Origin of the sequence: Siphonobacter sp. SORGH_AS_0500 (genome assembly GCF_031453245.1) — a bacterium.
Classification (GTDB): Bacteria; Bacteroidota; Bacteroidia; order Cytophagales; family Spirosomataceae; genus Siphonobacter.
Window position 1 is genome coordinate 41,899 of record NZ_JAVIYT010000001.1, and the last position, 17,597, is coordinate 59,495.

Here is a 17,597-nt window from a genome sequence, read left to right on the forward strand (position 1 = left end):
AGTGGCTTCCCCTTTCTGTTCCTATGAAGTTACTAGTCATTATCAGTTCGGTAGTCCTCACGCTTTCGCTGACTTCCTGTTCCGTGAGCAAGCGAACCTCTTCCCTGAAAAACCTGGATTCACTCTGGACTTCGGTTACGTTTGGAAATCACCACGCTGGGCTTATGCTCTACGACCCCGACCGAAAGCAGACGCTTTATGCCCACAACGCCGAACGTTACTTTGTCCCCGCTTCCAATACCAAACTTTTTACTTTTTATGCCGGACTTAAAACGCTGGGCGATTCGGTAGAAGCTCTGCGGTACCTCGTTCGAAATGATTCTCTGATTTTTTGGGGAACGGGCGACCCGACATTACTAAACGTCAATGTTCCCAGCAGTAAAGCTCTGGAATTTTTAGCCCGCCGCCCGGAAAAGCTGTTTTACTGGCCGGGTCATTTCCCTCAAAGACCCTTCGGTAGCGGCTGGGCCTGGAATGATTACCAGGATTATTACCAGCCCGAAATCAGTGCCTTACCCGTCTATGGCAACGTGGTTCGTTTCTTGGCTTCCGATAAACTAGCGATTAACGCTATTCCCCAATCATTCGTACTTGAAAAAGACACCAGCCATGCTACATTCCAGGTTCGTCGTAACTGGATGAGTAATCAGTTCACGGGTACTTCTGGTGTAGTGCCTGCTCATTTTGAACAGCACGTACCTTTTCAGACTTCATCTGTATTAACCACTCAACTCGTAAGCGATACTTTGCATAAACGGATAACTTTATTACCCTCATTTTCTACCAAAGTGTATCAAAGTCTTTCCTCCATTTCGGTGGATACGCTTTACAAACACATGCTGCAACCTTCCGATAACTTCGTGGCTGAGCAAATTCTCATGCTTGTTTGTTCGAAAATAGAGCAGCCTTTTCAAAGCAAAACCGCCATTGATTACGTCCTCAAAAATCACCTGACCGATTTGCCTGATCGCCCCAACTGGGCCGATGGCTCCGGGCTTTCGCGGTATAACCTCTTTACGCCCAAAAGCATTATTCGTCTGTTGGAAAAAATGTACACCGAATATCCAGCCGAGCGAATTTTCCCTTTACTAGCCATTGGCGGCCAGGCCGGATCCATAAAAAATGCGTATAAATCCGCCGACGGGAAGCCCTTCATTTTTGCCAAAACAGGTTCGTTATCAGGCGTTTATAACCTGAGCGGTTACTTACTGACTAAAAGTGGGAAGACGTTGTTATTCAGTTTCATGAACAATAACTTTAACCGCCCTACCAGCGAAATTCGCCGCGATATGGAACGAATTTTGACCCAGATTCGGGAAAAGTATTAAGTGCACGGAATCTGAAAATCAGGGTTATAAAACCAGCTTTTCAAATCCTGTCGCGTGGCTTATGTAAATGTTGCGTATTTTTGCACCGGAAATCCACAATACATGCAGTCGCAAAAACCTTTCATTGTTGGCATTACTGGTGGTAGTGCGTCAGGTAAAACGTTGTTTTTGAAAAGCCTTTTATCGGCTTTTCCACAGGAAGAAATCACCTTAATTTCTCAGGATAATTACTACCGCCCGCGGCACGAAATTCCGTTGGACCGCCACGGGGTTCATAATTTTGACTTACCCGAGTCCATTGATTTTCAACAATATGCCCAGCATATTCACGACTTACGGGAAGGCAAGGACGTTCAGAAACTAGAATACACCTTTAATAATCCCGACCTTATTCCGGCGATGCTGACGTTCAAGTCTACGCCGATTATTGTGGTAGAAGGTATTTTCGTTTTCTATTTCGAAGAAATTGCGAACATGCTTGATTTGAAGGTATTCATTGATGCTAAAAATAAAATCAAGCTCAACCGCCGGATTCGCCGGGATTCGGAAGAGCGGGGTTACGACATTAATGATGTATTATATCGCTGGGAACACCACGTCAAACCAACGTACCAGAAATATATCAAACCTTTCCGGGCTCAGGCCGATCTGGTTATTCCTAATAATGATCATTTTCAAAAGGGACTCGATATGCTGGTGCATTATTTGAAAATGCTGATTTCGAATCAGACAGGCCCAAATTCGGTGGACATGCCTTCCAATTCTGAGCATTAAAAAAGCTTCCTGGGAAAATTGATTTTTTAGGGCTTTCAGACCACTGGCAAAATGCGTTACTTTGCAACGCATTTTGCGGAGTAAAGAAAGAGCATCCGATTACCTTTCTTTCATTCCTTTTTTAGACAGGAAATAACCATAAACTTTTCTTTATCTATGAGTACGATTCAGTACGTACACGCCCGCCAGATTCTGGATTCGCGTGGAAATCCGACCGTTGAAGTTGACGTTCGCACTGAAAATGGCTTTTTAGGCCGTGCGGCGGTTCCCTCTGGAGCTTCTACGGGCGTACACGAGGCCGTTGAACTTCGCGATGACGATAAGTCAGTATACCTGGGTAAAGGTGTATTGAAAGCCGTTGAGAATGTCAACGAACTGATCTACCCTGAAATTCTTGGTATTTCTGTATTCGAGCAAAACATGATTGATAAAATCATGATTGAACTCGACGGTACGGCAAACAAAGGCAAATTGGGAGCTAACGCCATCTTAGGCGTATCTTTAGCCGTTGCTAAAGCGGCTGCTCAGGAAGCAGGTCTGCCCTTGTTCCGTTACATCGGCGGCGTAAACGCGAACACGTTGCCCGTTCCGATGATGAACATCATCAACGGTGGTGCTCACGCGGATAACGCTATTGACTTCCAGGAGTTCATGGTCGTTCCTGCTAAAGCAGAAACGTTCTCGCAATCCCTCCGTATGGGAACGGAAGTATTCCATGCCCTGAAAAGCGTATTAAAATCAAAAGGTTACTCTACGAACGTGGGTGATGAAGGTGGTTTCGCTCCTAACATCCAGTCAAACGTAGAGGCACTGGAAACGGTATTACAAGCCATCGAAAAAGCGGGTTACCGTCCAGGAGAAGACGTATTCATCGCTATGGATGCGGCTGTATCTGAGCTTTACAACGCTGAAACGGGTAAGTATATCTTCAAAAAATCAACGAAAGAAGAATTAACTTCTTCTGAGCTGGTTTCTTACTGGACAGAGTGGGTGAACAAATACCCCATCATCTCCATTGAAGATGGTATGGCCGAAGACGATTGGGCTGGCTGGAAAGCTCTGACTGACAGCATCGGTTCTAAAACGCAGTTAGTGGGTGACGATTTATTCGTAACAAACGTGAAGCGTCTGGAAATGGGTATCGAGCAGGGTGTAGCGAACGCCGTTCTGGTGAAAGTAAACCAAATTGGCTCGTTAACCGAAACGATTGATACCGTTAACTTAGGCAAGCGTAACAGCTATAAAAACATCATGTCTCACCGTTCAGGTGAAACGGAAGATGCAACTATCGCTGACTTAGCAGTTGCTCTGAACACGGGTCAAATCAAAACGGGTTCTGCTTCTCGTTCTGACCGTATGGCAAAATACAATCAATTAATCCGCATCGAGGAAGAATTAGGCGATTCAGCTTACTTCCCCGGTATCAAAGCGTTTTAATTAGAATACCTGAGAAGGGCTATGGATTTGAGCATTGGCTTAAACCCATAGCCCTTTTTTTCGTTTACAGAGTAAGTAACGCTTTCATTTTTAACTTTCTGAGCAGCCTATGTTTCGCGTCTGGCCTCCCAAATTTCCCGTCATAGCGATCACCATCTGGGTCGTTTTGATTGCCCTGAGTGATTATAATCCGCTGAAAAAATATCAGATGAGCCACGAGCTTTCGGAGCTGGAAGCTCAGAAAGAGTTCATGGAAAAGGAAATCGTCCGTGTCCATAAAGAGCGGCAGGAAATCACCGAATCCGACGCATCCCTGGAAACCTTCGCTCGCGAGAAGTACATGATGAAGAAAGATAACGAAGAAGTTTTCGTACTCGTAGACGAAGAGGGGAATCCTGTAGAATAAGTTGGCGATGTTTTGAGTTTAGGGTTTTGAGTTATTATGCTCGCAATAATCAGTATGGTTAAAGCCTTTAGTCTCAACATCTATTTGCTAACTCAAAACTCCAAACCTAGAAACGCTTATGGTTAGAGTCCTTTTTGTTTGTTTAGGTAATATTTGTCGGTCTCCGCTAGCGGAGGCTTTGTTTAAGAAAGCAGTAGAAGATCGCGGCCTTACGGATCAGATTTACTGCGATTCGGCAGCGACAAGTACCTACGAGATTGGGAATCGTCCTGATCGCCGGACGTGTGCTAATGCTGAATCGCACGGACTAAAGCTAGACCACCGGGCCAAGCAATTGCGAAAATCAGACTTTACGGATTTTGACTATATCATCGGCATGGATGACTCGAATTTCGATAACATTCACGCCATGTCGCACCGATTCAGTGGGTCGTATCCTTCGCACGAACAGGTTTTTCTATTGCGAAAATTTGATCCCTTTGTGGAGGTTTCACGCGGTATTCCTTCCCTGCCCGATCCGTATTACGAACCAGATGAGGCTTTTGAAGAGGTCTACCAGATTGCCAAACGCAGTACCGAAAAACTGCTGGACTGGATCATTAAGAAACACCATTTACAGTAGAGACGTCGATTGTATCGCGTCTTTTTTTTGTTTGAGTAGAGGTGCTCTCGGCAGTCGCTCGGTTTTGCCGAGTGACTGCTGGGTTGGATTACCACGATTTCTAGCCCAGACGCGATTAATCGCGTCTCTACGGGTTGGGGTTTCTAATGCTTTTTTAGCCTTTTCTAAACTTCTGCTTCGATTCTAACGGCTTCGGTTTAACTTTGTCTGTACCAACATTGTACCTGATTCATTCTCATTCCCGAAATATCGTGAGCAAAAAAGTTCTGTTAGTTATCCTCGACGGTTGGGGCATTGCCAAACAAGGCGAGGAAGATCGTTCGGCCATCATTGCCGCTCAGACCCCCTTTTACGATTCGTTATTCGCGAATTATCCACACTCTACGCTGGTGACTTTCGGTCCCGAAGTAGGTTTGCCCGAAGGTCAGTTTGGTAATTCCGAAGTAGGTCACATGAACCTCGGAGCGGGTCGTACCGTCAAACAAAGTCTGGTTCGTCTCAATGACGCTATCGAGCAAGATACCCTTCGCCACGAACCTGTACTGGTAGAAGCTCTCGAATTTGCTAAGGCTAATCATAAACCCGTTCACTTCCTGGGTCTGGTTTCTGATGGGGGCGTTCACGCTCACATCAATCACCTCAAGGCTCTTTGCAATGTGGCGAAAGACAATGGTCTGGAGAACGTATTCATCCACGCCTTCACCGATGGACGCGACACCGATCCTAAATCTGGTGTAAAGTATTTGTCTGACTTACAGGCCTTCCTTCCTACTTCAGTGGGTAAAATTGCCAGCGTAACCGGACGGTATTATTCCATGGATCGTGATAATCGCTGGGAACGTATCAAACTGGCTTACGATGTGATGGTGAAAGGGATTGGTCAACCCGTTGAGGCCAGCCAGTTAATTTCTACGCTTGAAACGTCGTATTTGCAAGGGGTTACCGATGAGTTCATCCAGCCCATCGTTATTACCGAAAACAACCTGCCCGTTGCAACCATTCAGGAAGGTGATGTAGTGATTTGCTTCAACTACCGTACCGATCGTCCACAGGAAATTACCAAAGCTCTTACGCAGGAAAACTTCCCGGAATATGGCATGAGCAAGTTAGATATTCGTTACCTGACGATGACGAATTATAACAAGTCATTCACGGGTGTAAACGTCATTTTCGATGATTCGAACCTGCCTTATACGTTAGGAGAAATCATTTCCAAAGCGGGCAGAACGCAGATTCGTATCGCTGAAACCGAGAAATATCCGCACGTAACCTTTTTCTTCTCAGGAGGCCGTAACGAACCCTTCGAAGGCGAAAACCGAATTCTGTGCCCTTCGCCTAAAGTGGCTACGTACGATCTCAAACCCGAAATGTCGGTATATGACGTTCGTAATGCCCTGGTTCCTGAACTGGAAAAAGGATCGGCAGATTTCGTGTGTCTAAACTTTGCCAACCCTGACATGGTAGGCCATACGGGTAGCTTTGAAGCCGTAGTAGCCGCTTGTGAATCAGTTGACGTATCGCTGAATGCCGTAGTGACGGCAGCTCGTAACAGTCACTATTCCGTTATTGTATTAGCAGACCACGGTAATGCCGATTACATGATTAACGACGACGGAAGTCCAAACACTCAGCACAGTCTGAACCTGGTTCCCTGTATTCTGCTGGATGACGACCATAAATCCATTAAAAACGGAAAGCTCGGCGACATCGCACCAACGATTCTGGCCTTAATGGGCATCGAAAAACCCGAAATCATGACTGGCGACGTTTTGGTTTAGTTGTTGTTAGTTATACAAATAAAAGCCGTCCGAATAAGAAATTCAGACGGCTTTTTATCTATTAAGTCAGGTTATTATCCAGGAACTAATAACCAACAACTATTAACCCCTAAACATTAACCATTAACTGAACTGCTTCTGTCGCCAGAAATACCAGCCACCGCCTAACAGAACAATGAAGACTAGTGGACCTAACAAGTTTAATACTTGCCAGACCATTTTGTTTTCTTCTATTTCTACTTTGTCCAGCGGCCGTAACTTGAATTCTTTCGTTCGGGCCGTAATTACTCCGTTGTCATCGAGCAGATAATCCACTGCATTCAGGATAAAATCTTTATTGGCATAGATGTGGCGATCGGGGCTGAAGCGGTCAAAACCCAAGGGCAAAGGTACCTGACGTTTCGGATCGAAATCGTTGAGAGCTAAATCCCCGTCAGCTACTACTACAATTTTGGACGGTTTATCCTGAACGGCAAACCCTTTCGAGCGAGGGTCGTCGGGTAATAATCGATTGCGGAATAATGACGAAAACTTACCCTCCAGCAAATAGGCCACCGCTTTGGGCCCACCCGTATACTGCGTTGGATCAGGTTTGCGGCCCGCTTCGTTGTAAGGAATAACGGCCGGAGCCCGTAGGGTTTGGGTATAGGCGGAGGTAAATACCAGCGGCGTTTTTCGAATGCCTTCCGCCGCTACGGTATCGAGTGAACCTACGTAACGCCCGTATAAAGCATCCAGATTACGGGTAATGGGTGATTTACCGTACGAATTCAGCAAAGGATAAAACCGCCAGGGCATGAGCTGAATGTTAGCCTTATCGCCCATCGTTCCGACGTTTAGCGGAATTTGAGCCGAGAGCATATCCTTCACGACTACCGAGTTAGCCCGGAGCCCATAACGGAATAATAACTCATCAATTTTCAGATTCGTTGGCTGAGCATACACACCTTCGCGTCCTACCGAATCGGTCTGCACAGCATCCATGAAGAACAGAGCTTTACCTCCGTGCACAATAAACTGATCGAGCTTTAACTGATCGTCCTCCGAAAACTCCTGATCGGGTTTGATGACCAGTACCGCATCCAGCCCATCTAGATTAGGCGAGGTTTGCAGGTTCACCTGAAAAATATCGTAGTTCTTTTGCAGAGCCACAATCAAATCCGAAATCCGCACGGGATTCAGTTTTTTGGAGAGTGTAGATAATAACCCAATCCGCTTTTTTTCTTTCTGGGTTAACTCCCGCAAAGCCGTAGCCAGCGAGTATTCCACGTTTTCAGCCGAAAGATTCAGATTTTCCTGAGCCGACTGCGAGATATTTCCTTTCAGTAATTGAACCGAAGTCTCCTTATTCTGAAAGGTTAATAAAGCTCCCGGCCACACCAGCTTCTGCGAGCGACTGTCTTGGCCCCCTTCTACTACATTCGTAGGGATTAAACCTTTCTCAGTCAAGGCTTCGTATAAGGCATTTCGCTTCTTGGCATCTGTTTCAGCCGAAGGATCAATAAATCGATAATCGAGGTGACCACCGGAATGAGCTTTAAATTCTTCCAGCGTTTCTCGAATGGATTCCCGCAGATGCCGAAAACCAGGGTTCAAATCACCGTCGAGGTATACTTTCACGTACACCTCGTCATCGAGCTGGTCAAGTATATTTCGGGTGGCATCCGAAAGACTGTAGCGGCGGTCTTCCGTTAAATCGAGACGGAAATAGAAAAAACCGGCCAGCACATTCAGGGCTACCACTCCAATCACTAATAGCAGGGGACGCAGGTACTTGGATTTCATCATATTCTAGGCTCAGAACAAGCTGAGATAGTCACTAAAAACAAAAGTCCGGTTTCTTGAGAATCCGGTTAATTCTTTCAATATGCCTAATTTCTCAAAATCAGCGGTTAACTCTCCCGCAGCTTTAGGGCTCAAATGACAGATCGTCTGTACATCTTTCACCCGAATAACCGGATTTTGAAATAAAGCTGACATCAGCGTTAGCCCTGATGTGAATTTGCGGCCTAGTGTAGTTCGGATTTCAATTTCGTATTTTTCTTTTAACCCTAAGATTTTACCTAACGTATCGCAAGCCGTTTTACTAGTCTTTTCTATTCCAACGAGAAAATATTTCAACCATTGTAACAGATCATTTTTATCTCTAACCCTGGTCAGGTTATCGTAGTATAGGGCTTTATTTTCCTCAAAAAAGGAAAATGACTTGTCCGAGTAACCCGCTGATAAGAGGTATAAAGTAAAATATAGCTGGCTATATTTTACTTTAAGCCCGTAAAGTAAAATATAAAATTCTATAGTTTACCTTAAGGCCTAAATCATAGGAGGTCAATTTCATGGTAGAGTGCTGCTCGCAAGCCTTCTAAAAATTTTCTTTCCCTAACTTGTAACCTTTCGCTTTTCCCGAAGTACCCTTTTACAAAATCAACCATCTGTTAACCCCGCTTCCATGACCGACGAACAGGCCATGCAGGCCGTAAGTGAAGGAGACCTCGACAAAGCCGCCATTTTGTACGAACGTTACAAAAAGTCGTTGCTGAATTTCTTTCTCTATCGGCAATCATCCCGGGATATTGCCCGCGATCTCACCCAGCAGGTATTCCTGCGGTTGTTGCGGTATCGGCATACCTTCCGGGAAGGGGCAGTTTTTCGAACCTGGATCTATGAGTTGGCCCGAAACATCTATAACGACCATCTGAAAACGCTGCGGCATCACACGAACGAATTTCCTGATATCCTGCTGGAAGAAGATGAAAGCGAAGCCTATCACCAGCGGTTACATCAGGCTCTGGAGCTTCTCCCTGATTCATACCGGGAAGTGTTGCTGCTCAGCCGCTTTCAGAATATGAGTTACGAAGAAATCGGGCAGGTACTGGGCCTTTCCGTAGCTAATGTAAAGGTGCGGGCCTTTCGGGGACTCCAGAAATTACGTGAATTGTATTTCCAGATCAATGATTAATTATTCCCTGTTCATGTCATGGAAAAAGATACTTTATTAATTGACTATCTGCTGGGCAGGTTATCCGAACCCGAGCGATTGGCTTTTGAAGAGATGCTTGCCAGCGATTTACCCCTCCGCCAGGAAGCCGAAAGTCTCGAAAAAATCTGGCGGGATGTTCAGCGTTACGAGGTAGAACCAGATGCAGGATTAGACACGGCTTTTTACGCTTTGCTGGATCGGGAAAAGGAGAATCAGACGCTTGAAAGTCAGCATCAACAGGAGGCAAACGTTATTCCGCTTCCTAAAAAGCGAGTTTACTGGCCTTATGCCGCCGTTCTGGCTGCTTTTGGAATCATGTTCTGGCTGGGACGAATGACAGTAGCTCCCGAAATCAAGACGCAGACCGTAACCATCGAAAAGCCCTCTTATCGACCTTTGGAAACACCACCTGCGGAGGAAGTGGCTCAGCTAGAGCCCTCTACCAAAGAGGAAACGAAAGACGTTTCCATCAAAAAAGTACAACAGGAAGTAGCCACGCTCCGCAAAGAATTAAAAGTTACCCAGGAATTAGTGGTGCTCGGCTTACTCCGAAAAGAGTCAGCAGCCGAGCGGTTGAAAGGACTGCAATACGCCAGTAATATGCCCTCTCTCCCACCCGATTTATTACAAGCACTGGCTCAAACCCTTCGCAAGGATGAAAACATTAACGTTCGCCTGGCCACGCTGGAAACGTTAAAGAGTTACGGCAAAAATCCATCGGTTCGGAAAGCCTTACTGGCCCGGCTGAATGCCGCCTCGGAGTTACCCGAACAGATAAGCGTAATGGAAACGCTTGTCATCAACAAAGAAACAGCGGCCTTACCTCGCCTGAAACAACTAGCAGAAGACGAAGCCGCTGACCCCATCATTCGCAAACAAGCTCAACAGAGTATTCAACTACTAACGATCTAACGTCATGAAAAAGGTTTTCATACTTACACTGCTTCTTTCGGCATATTCGGCATTGGCTCAGGAAGAAAAAGAGACCAAAACATACCGTATGCCTCTTAAAACGAAGAAAGTTTCTTTTCTGATCAGTAATGCAGAAGTAGCCATTCAGGGATACGAGGGCACTGATATTGTTATTGAAGCCAAGGGCATTACGCCCCCACCTAAAGAAGCGGAAGGGCTAAAGGCTGTGGGGGCCGGAGGTACGGATAATACCGGTATTAACCTTTCCTCGCAAACGGAAAATGGGGTAACTATTTTTAAAACGGCTCTTCGGCAGGACGAGGTCTCGTATGTCATTCGTCTACCTAAAAACACTGATTTACTCTGGAAATCGGGTAATAATTTCTTTGCCAATGATGACGAATTAACAATTACGGGTATTGAGGGAGAAATTGAAGTTCGTACGGCCTCTACGAATATCAATCTGAAAGACATCACAGGTCCGGTTATTGCTTATTCAACGATGGGAAAAATCAGTGCTCAATTTAGTAAGGTAAATCAGAATAAGCCGATTTCCCTGTCTACGAGTCATGAGGCCATTGATGTAAGTCTCCCATCGGACACCAAGGCCTCCGTCATTCTGGATGCTTCGCAGGGTAATGCTTTCACAGATTTTGACCTACTGCCTTTGCCTGAAAAAGAAGCCAAACAAAGTGAGTCCCAAAGTGTAGATGGGTTAGTCGTAGTGGGTTCTGGTTCCAGAAGAAAAGACAGTGAAAATCTAGCCAAAGGAGCAACTAGTTCTAAAAATAATTCGGCTTCTAATTCATCTGCCTCTTCCATAAGCATTAGCACGAAAGATGTAAACATTCAAACGGATAATAATCAAATTCTTAGCTTCGCCAGTGCAAAGCCATTTACCATTAACAACATTTATATCAACGGTAACGCAACCAAAGGTATCATTAATGCTCCCGGCGTTTCAATTACCTTAAAATCTTCGATGGGTAATATCTACCTCCGAAAGCGAAAATAATCAGCTTAATGAAAAAGAGCAGGCTACTAAGTCTGCTCTTTTTCGTTAAGGAAGTTTCACCAGCATTTCAATTTGTTGCTTCAGTAAGGTTTTGATAAACTCATCCTGAATCTCACCTTCTACCCAGTTCTTTTTCAGAAAAGGAATCTTAACCCGTAAGCCTAAAACCGTGGCGTTCATAAAACTTAGGATATCCGTCAGGTGACTCATACCCAAGGGATTTCCACTTCCCCCATCCGAAATACCGACCAAGGCTACCATCTTGCCGCTCAGCTTGCTGGGATAGTGAAAGCCGTCTATAAAAGCCTTCAGCACGCCGGGAAACGAACCATTATATTCAGGCAAAACAAAGACCAGTTTGCTGGCTCCTTCCACCAGATCACGCACAGCATTGAAGGCATCGTGCTTGCCAAAATTCCCGTAAAGGGCCGATTCAATAAAATCAACGGGCAAATCTGCTAGGTCTACTACGCGGGCATCCGCCCCTGCCGCCTGTATTTGCTGACGGTAATATTCAGCCACCTGCCTACTACGGGAGTTTTTCTGATTGGTCGAGGAAACGATGGTAATCATGGATACTATTATCTTTTCTGAGTGTCAATTCAATACCTATTTCTAGGGTAGCAGGAATGCTTGATACTAATAAATAATAATCAGCAACCTGCATTTGAAATTTAAAGTTGCAGTCTTTCTCTAAACTTTTCTATAGCAATTTATTCTATCATTGTTCGCAACTAAGTAACCGCTCTTTCGGATTTATAATCCGAAAGCTATCTGTCAGGGATTTGTAATCCTACGCAGCAACCATAACCGCCTCTACCCAGACGCGACTTCATCGCGTGTCTAAATTTTTTATCCCTATTAAACCACTACCCACTTTTATGCTGGTAGCCTGAGGGACGCCATGAGTCCTACTGGTAGCGAAGTTACCTCAAATCCTAATAAGGTTCTTCGCTTTGCTCTGAATGACAGGGAGGGGTGCTTGCAGTTGTTAATATCTCTTTTCTTTACCTGATCAATCTCTCGAACGCAAGAGCAGATCTTGCCTAATAATGAATCGAAAGTTGAGGAAATAAAGGTAATAGTGGCTGGCAGCATGAGCTATGCGATCAGCAAAAAAGCGGGTAGTGTCTTTGTCGAACTATATCCCTAGTCCGAGAAAGAAATTGCTTGCAGATAACGTTTACCTTTGCTTTTCCTTCATTCTACCTCCATCATGTCTCATCAGGACGTTATTCAATCACTTCAGATTCAGGCTAATCCTGAAAAAGCTGCCTTCGTCGCTCGTTACTTCAAAACCGGGCCGGGCGAATATGGGGAAAATGATCGTTTTTTGGGATTAGCCGTCGGCGAAGTTCGGAGCATTGCCAAGAAGTTTCGCTTTTTGCCTCTGGAAGAAGTTTCTCAACTCATCCAAAGCCCTTACCATGAATGCCGGGCCGCGGCCCTGTTCATTTGGGTAGATCAATATAAAAAGGGAGACTTGAGTCAGAAACTGGAAGTTTTCGAAGCATATTTAGCTCATTTGGAATACGTCAATAACTGGGATCTCGTCGATGTTTCTGCCCGGGATATTGTCGGGGCTTTTCTTCACACCCAGGATCGGCAGTTACTTTACGATTTCGCCCGTTCCGAGCGAATTTGGACGGTTCGCGTCGCTATCATCGCTACCTTATATTTTATCAAAAAGAAAGAATACAGCGATACACTGGCGATTGCTGAATCTCTGCTTTCTCACAAACATGATCTGATTCACAAAGCCTGCGGCTGGATGCTCCGTGAAGTAGGTCAGCAGGATCTGGAAGTGTTACGGGAATTTTTAAACGAACATACCCTTGCCATGCCCCGCACCATGCTTCGGTATGCCCTTGAAAAATTACCCGAATCCGAACGACAGTATTATTTAAAGCTGAAGTAATGCAGGACACTAAGTAGTTGATAGTCAACTTAACCTTAGCATTTCCTGCGGAACTTAGCAGAATAGTAGCTTTTGGTATAAAACGTCGTTTGAAACGCTATCAACGAAACTGGAAATTACGGTGGTGAAATAATAAATGTAGAGACGTCCATTCATGGCGTCTTGCTGAGGATGGAATTCCAAACAGTGGATAACCAATATCGCCTTTTACCCAGAAGCGATAAAGTGGACTAGCCCCAAGAAGTTGGACGGTTGTTTTAAAAGCCAGCGTTGATGCGGAAGTCTACGGGACTCATACCCTGTAGGTTCAAACGGATTCGCTGGTGATTGTAATAGTGAATGTACTGCCTGATGTCTTTTTCTAAAGCCTGGATACATTCATAACTGTTAAGGTAAAATAACTCACTTTTAAGCGTACCAAAAAAATTTTCCATCACCGCATTATCCAGACAATTCCCCTTTCTGGACATACTTTGGATCAGACCCTGCTTTTTCAGTCTTCTCTGATAGGGTTTCATCTGATATTGCCAGCCCTGGTCCGAGTGTAACAAGAGCCTCGTAGGAGCAGGCAATTTAGCTAAGGCCTCTTCCAGCATCCGACTTACCTGTTTAAAATTGGCTCGCTCCGAGAGATCATAACTGACAATCTCACCATTGTAAAGATCTAGTATGGGGGATAAATACAGTTTTTGAGCACCCACTTTGAACTCGGTGACATCGGTCACCCACTTGGCAAAAGGCTTTTCTGCTGTAAACTCCCGATTCAGTAGGTTGGGAGTGGTGGGAGCCTTTTCTCCCCGATAGGACCGGTATTTTTTGAGGCGAATCCGGCTTCTGAGCTGCAACTCTCCCAAGAGTTTGAACACCGTTTTATGATTGAGCGTATAGCCTTCTGCCCGTAGAACAGAGGTCAGGCGTCGGTAGCCATAGCGTCCCTGATGTTGCTGATAAAGCTGGCTCAGCCGCTGTTTATGGGGAGCATACTTGCCTAACCTATCCCTGCTTTTGAGTTGATAGTAGTACGTACTGCGGGCGAGCTGAGCGGCCCTTAGTAGCAGCGATAGATCATAATCAGGCCTTAATTCATGCACAATCAGGGCTTTTTGCCTTTTTTCTGGGCCTGAATCAAGGCTCGTAACTTTTTTAGGTAAGCCACCTCCGCCTGCAGTCGTTTATTCTCCTCAACGACTCGCTCGTATTCACTGGCGGGCACTCGACTCGATTGGGATGAAGCCATAGGGGGGAAATCGTTAAGCTCATCGCTCTGCTGGGGGTAATTTGCCAGGGCCCTGTTAATCCAACCCCGAAGCACACTAGTCGAGCGAAGAGAAAAAGTCAAACAAACTTCCCGCAAAGATAAGTCTTGAGTCAGAAAAGCGGCAACGGCGGCAGTTTTGATCGATTCGGAATAGCGATGTTGATGCGAAACGCATGCCAGAGCCGATGGCCCAAAGGCTTCATACCCATCGATCCATCGTCGTAGCATGGACTCGTGAATACCGTAAGCTCGGGCTAGGGCGTGAATCGATGCTTTACTCGACTTGGCCGCTTCCACCGCTGCTTTCTTAAAGGCATAACTATACTTCTTTTTCTTTTGCATTGCTCCTTTCAGTTAATGTCTAACTTTTCGGGGGCAATCCAAAGTCGCGTCTCTACATTTCTAAACCCTAATAAAACTGCTCTTTCGGATTCATAATCCGAAAGCTATCTGTCAAGGGTTTATAATCTCAAGCAGCAAAACGGGCAGAGAACCCTTCCCTATCATTTAGAACGAAGAACTCACTGGGGGTTGAGTTGAGAAACCTGCTGCCAGCAGAAAAGCTGGCAGCAGGAGCTATGTAACGGAAACGCTTCCCAGTCATTCTTACCTTTATTTTCTCAACTTTCGCCTCATTGTCAGTCAAGTAACAACGAAAAATCAAAAAACGCTGACAGAACTAAATCTGCCAGCGTTCTCTAAAGAGTTAAGGTTCAGTAACTCAACACACCAAACCCAAAACTCCAAACTACTATAAGTATTGGTTTACGTTAACTGCGTTCAGATCTTCGAAAGCCGCTTTCAGACGAGCAATGAAAGACTTCTCACCTTCGCGTAACCATACGCGGGGATCGTAGAATTTCTTGTTCGGAGAATCTTCACCCGTTGGGTTACCAATTTGAGCCTGTAGGTAGTCTTCTTTGGATTTGTAGAAACCTAAGATACCATCCCAGTATGCCCACTGTAAATCCGTATCAATGTTCATTTTGATAGCACCGTAGCTGATTGCTTCGCGGATTTCTTCGCGAGAAGAACCTGAACCACCGTGGAATACGAAGTTCACGGGTTTCTCAGCTTCCAGATTATACTTCTCACGAATGTATTTCTGAGAGTTATTCAGGATTACGGGTTGCAGTTTCACGTTACCGGGTTTGTATACACCGTGAACGTTACCAAAAGCTGCTGCTACCGTGAAGCGAGGAGAAATAGCATTCAGTTTCTCGTAAGAATAAGCTACTTCTTCAGGCTGCGTGTACAGACGAGAAGAATCAACGTCAGAGTTATCCACGCCGTCTTCTTCACCACCCGTTACCCCTAATTCAATTTCCAGAGTCATGCCAATTTTTGACATACGCTCGTGGTATTTTGAAGAGATTTCGATGTTTTCTTCCAGGGGCTCTTCTGATAAATCGAGCATGTGAGAAGAGAACAGAGGCTTGCCATTTTGCTCGTAGAATTTCTCCCCTGCTTCCAGCACGCCATCAATCCAGGGAAGGATTTTCTTGGCACAGTGGTCCGTGTGAAGAACTACCGCAACTCCATATTTTTCAGCCAGCAGGTGGATGTGCTGAGCACCTGAGATCGCACCCGCGATAGCGGCTTGTTCGTTTTCGTTTTTCAGGCCTTTACCCGCGTAGAACTGCGATCCGCCGTGCGAAAACTGAATGATTACAGGGGAATTCAGATCACGAGCCGTCTCCAGAACCGCGTTTACGGTGCTGCTTGAAATTACGTTTACGGCTGGAAGTGCAAATTGATGTTTTTTGGCGAGTTCGAATAACTCCTGCACAGCGTCTCCAGAAAGAACACCTGGAGCAATTTTAGTTGCATTGGCCATACCAATCGTTGAAATGAGAGATTATGATATAATTTTTACTCGTATCAAAGGAAGTCTTGAATCACTGGTTTTAGAGTAGGTGCACTCTTCCATTATTGACTCTTAACATCTCATGCTGATGAAGAAGAGGTGCTGCTTTCCGATTCTGAAGAATTGAAAATCAACTGTTGCAAACTTATGCATTTTTCCAGGGATCATCAGTACATCTCTATAAATAAGCTGGATTATGGGGTAGTTCGTTCAATTTTAGGTCTAAAAAATCCAATATTCTGTAAAAATTGGATTAATGCTGCCTTGAAAAGTACAAATTCTCGGTCTATCCCACGCATACAAGTCAGGAATGATCTATCTTTGATGTCCTAAATCAAGTGCTGAATGGCTTGACTTGAGGATACCCTCCTCCCTTAACCTTTCAGACTTCAAAACAAGAAGCAGAAATATGTCTTGGTTCACCCGGAAAGACAAGGGTATTCAAACGCCCACTGAAGCCAAACGGGAAGCCCCCGACGGGCTCTGGTACAAGTGCCCCGAGTGCGGTAACATCATGCATACCCGCGAGCACAAAATGCAGGCTTACACCTGCTCGAAATGTAATTACCACGAAAAAGTAGGTTCTCAGGAATACTTTGAACTACTCTTCGACGATACCCTTTATACTGAACTCGACGCCACGATGACCTCGGGCGATCCGCTTCATTTCAAGGATACCAAAGCGTATCCCGATCGTATCAAAGCCACGGAGAAGAAAACGGGTCTGAAGGATGCCGTTCGCACGGGTCACGGCAAAATCAATGGTATTGATCTGGTGGTTGCCTGTATGGACTTTGGCTTCATCGGTGGTTCGATGGGTTCTGTAGTAGGTGAGAAAATTGCCCGGGCGATGGATTACTCCCTCAAAAACCGGATTCCCTTCCTGATGATCTCAAAATCGGGCGGTGCCCGGATGATGGAGGCAGGTTTCTCGCTGATGCAGATGGCCAAAACTTCGGCTAAAATTGCCCTGCTCGACGAAGCAAAGATTCCTTATATCTCCTTATTAACGGATCCTACAACGGGAGGCGTGACGGCATCTTTTGCGATGCTAGGCGATTTCAATATCTCCGAACCTGGTGCCTTAATTGGTTTTGCAGGTCCCCGCGTCATTCGGGAAACCATCGGTAAGGATCTTCCTAAAGGTTTCCAAAGTGCTGAATTCGTTCAGGAACACGGTTTCCTTGATTTCATCGTGGATCGTAAAGAATTAAAAGATCGGCTGAGTAAGTTACTTGAAATAATTTGGGTACAGCCTTCTTAACGTACTAGTGAATGCATGAAAAGCCTGGGTGGAAATCC

At 45.3% G+C, this 17,597-nt stretch carries 17 protein-coding genes; 11 read left to right on the plus strand and 6 right to left on the minus strand.

All coding sequences use genetic code 11. The features are described 5' to 3' along the window. Positions 1–23: 23 nt before the first annotated feature. From QE357_RS00205 to gpmI, 6 genes are all read left to right on the plus strand, one after another. A complete protein-coding gene (locus QE357_RS00205) occupies positions 24–1,328 on the plus strand; it encodes a D-alanyl-D-alanine carboxypeptidase (RefSeq protein WP_309704867.1) in 1,305 nt (434 codons plus the stop codon). 102 nt (positions 1,329–1,430) lie between these two features. Then, positions 1,431–2,102, plus strand: a complete 672-nt coding sequence (gene udk, locus QE357_RS00210) for a uridine kinase (RefSeq protein ID WP_106637481.1) — start codon at positions 1,431–1,433, stop codon at positions 2,100–2,102. Positions 2,103–2,258: 156 nt separating this feature from the next. Continuing rightward, positions 2,259–3,539, plus strand: coding sequence for a phosphopyruvate hydratase (eno, locus tag QE357_RS00215; protein ID WP_106637480.1), 1,281 nt, complete (start codon positions 2,259–2,261; stop codon positions 3,537–3,539). Between the two features lie 109 nt (positions 3,540–3,648). Next, a complete protein-coding gene (locus QE357_RS00220) occupies positions 3,649–3,945 on the plus strand; it encodes a septum formation initiator family protein (protein WP_106637479.1) in 297 nt (98 codons plus the stop codon). Between the two features lie 118 nt (positions 3,946–4,063). Continuing rightward, positions 4,064–4,567 carry a low molecular weight protein-tyrosine-phosphatase gene (locus tag QE357_RS00225; RefSeq protein WP_309704874.1) on the plus strand — a complete coding sequence of 168 codons (504 nt, stop codon included), beginning with the start codon at positions 4,064–4,066 and terminating at the stop codon, positions 4,565–4,567. A 251-nt stretch (positions 4,568–4,818) separates the two neighbouring features. Continuing rightward, positions 4,819–6,345, plus strand: coding sequence for a 2,3-bisphosphoglycerate-independent phosphoglycerate mutase (gene gpmI / locus QE357_RS00230; protein ID WP_106637521.1), 1,527 nt, complete (start codon positions 4,819–4,821; stop codon positions 6,343–6,345). Positions 6,346–6,468: 123 nt separating this feature from the next. On the opposite strand, the gene gldG is transcribed toward gpmI, so the two are convergent. Further along, positions 6,469–8,133, minus strand: a complete 1,665-nt coding sequence (gene gldG / locus QE357_RS00235) for a gliding motility-associated ABC transporter substrate-binding protein GldG (protein ID WP_309704875.1) — start codon at positions 8,131–8,133, stop codon at positions 6,469–6,471. A 9-nt stretch (positions 8,134–8,142) separates the two neighbouring features. Next, the gene (locus QE357_RS00240) at positions 8,143–8,466 is read right to left on the minus strand and encodes a hypothetical protein (protein ID WP_106637477.1); all 324 of its coding nucleotides are present in this window, start codon (positions 8,464–8,466) and stop codon (positions 8,143–8,145) included. A 328-nt stretch (positions 8,467–8,794) separates the two neighbouring features. Here QE357_RS00240 and QE357_RS00245 point away from each other — a divergent pair, with 328 nt between their 5' ends. From QE357_RS00245 to QE357_RS00255, 3 genes are read left to right on the plus strand one after another with little or no spacing between them, the layout of a single operon-like run. Next, positions 8,795–9,304 carry an RNA polymerase sigma factor gene (locus tag QE357_RS00245; RefSeq protein WP_106637476.1) on the plus strand — a complete coding sequence of 170 codons (510 nt, stop codon included), beginning with the start codon at positions 8,795–8,797 and terminating at the stop codon, positions 9,302–9,304. An 18-nt stretch (positions 9,305–9,322) separates the two neighbouring features. Next, positions 9,323–10,237: a HEAT repeat domain-containing protein gene (locus tag QE357_RS00250; RefSeq protein ID WP_106637475.1), complete on the plus strand. Its 915-nt coding sequence runs from the start codon at positions 9,323–9,325 to the stop codon at positions 10,235–10,237. 4 nt (positions 10,238–10,241) lie between these two features. After that, positions 10,242–11,252 carry a hypothetical protein gene (locus tag QE357_RS00255; protein ID WP_106637474.1) on the plus strand — a complete coding sequence of 337 codons (1,011 nt, stop codon included), beginning with the start codon at positions 10,242–10,244 and terminating at the stop codon, positions 11,250–11,252. Positions 11,253–11,297: 45 nt separating this feature from the next. Here QE357_RS00255 and QE357_RS00260 read toward each other — a convergent pair whose 3' ends face one another. Beyond that, positions 11,298–11,825, minus strand: a complete 528-nt coding sequence (locus QE357_RS00260) for an NADPH-dependent FMN reductase (RefSeq protein WP_106637473.1) — start codon at positions 11,823–11,825, stop codon at positions 11,298–11,300. Between the two features lie 643 nt (positions 11,826–12,468). On the opposite strand from QE357_RS00260, the gene QE357_RS00265 reads away from it, so the two are divergent. Then, positions 12,469–13,170, plus strand: a complete 702-nt coding sequence (locus tag QE357_RS00265; protein ID WP_309704881.1) for a DNA alkylation repair protein — start codon at positions 12,469–12,471, stop codon at positions 13,168–13,170. 257 nt (positions 13,171–13,427) lie between these two features. Here QE357_RS00265 and QE357_RS00270 read toward each other — a convergent pair whose 3' ends face one another. From QE357_RS00270 to fbaA, 3 genes are all read right to left on the minus strand, one after another. Beyond that, positions 13,428–14,261 (minus strand): IS3 family transposase, encoded by an 834-nt coding sequence (locus tag QE357_RS00270; RefSeq protein ID WP_309704883.1) that lies wholly within the window; start codon positions 14,259–14,261, stop codon positions 13,428–13,430. Positions 14,262–14,263: 2 nt separating this feature from the next. Next, positions 14,264–14,770 (minus strand): transposase, encoded by a 507-nt coding sequence (locus QE357_RS00275; RefSeq protein ID WP_309704884.1) that lies wholly within the window; start codon positions 14,768–14,770, stop codon positions 14,264–14,266. Positions 14,771–15,179: 409 nt separating this feature from the next. After that, a complete protein-coding gene (gene fbaA, locus QE357_RS00280) occupies positions 15,180–16,265 on the minus strand; it encodes a class II fructose-bisphosphate aldolase (RefSeq protein ID WP_106637472.1) in 1,086 nt (361 codons plus the stop codon). 439 nt (positions 16,266–16,704) lie between these two features. Between fbaA and accD the strand changes: the two genes are divergently transcribed. Then, the gene (gene accD, locus QE357_RS00285) at positions 16,705–17,559 is read left to right on the plus strand and encodes an acetyl-CoA carboxylase, carboxyltransferase subunit beta (protein ID WP_106637471.1); all 855 of its coding nucleotides are present in this window, start codon (positions 16,705–16,707) and stop codon (positions 17,557–17,559) included. The last annotated feature ends 38 nt before the right edge of the window (positions 17,560–17,597 follow it).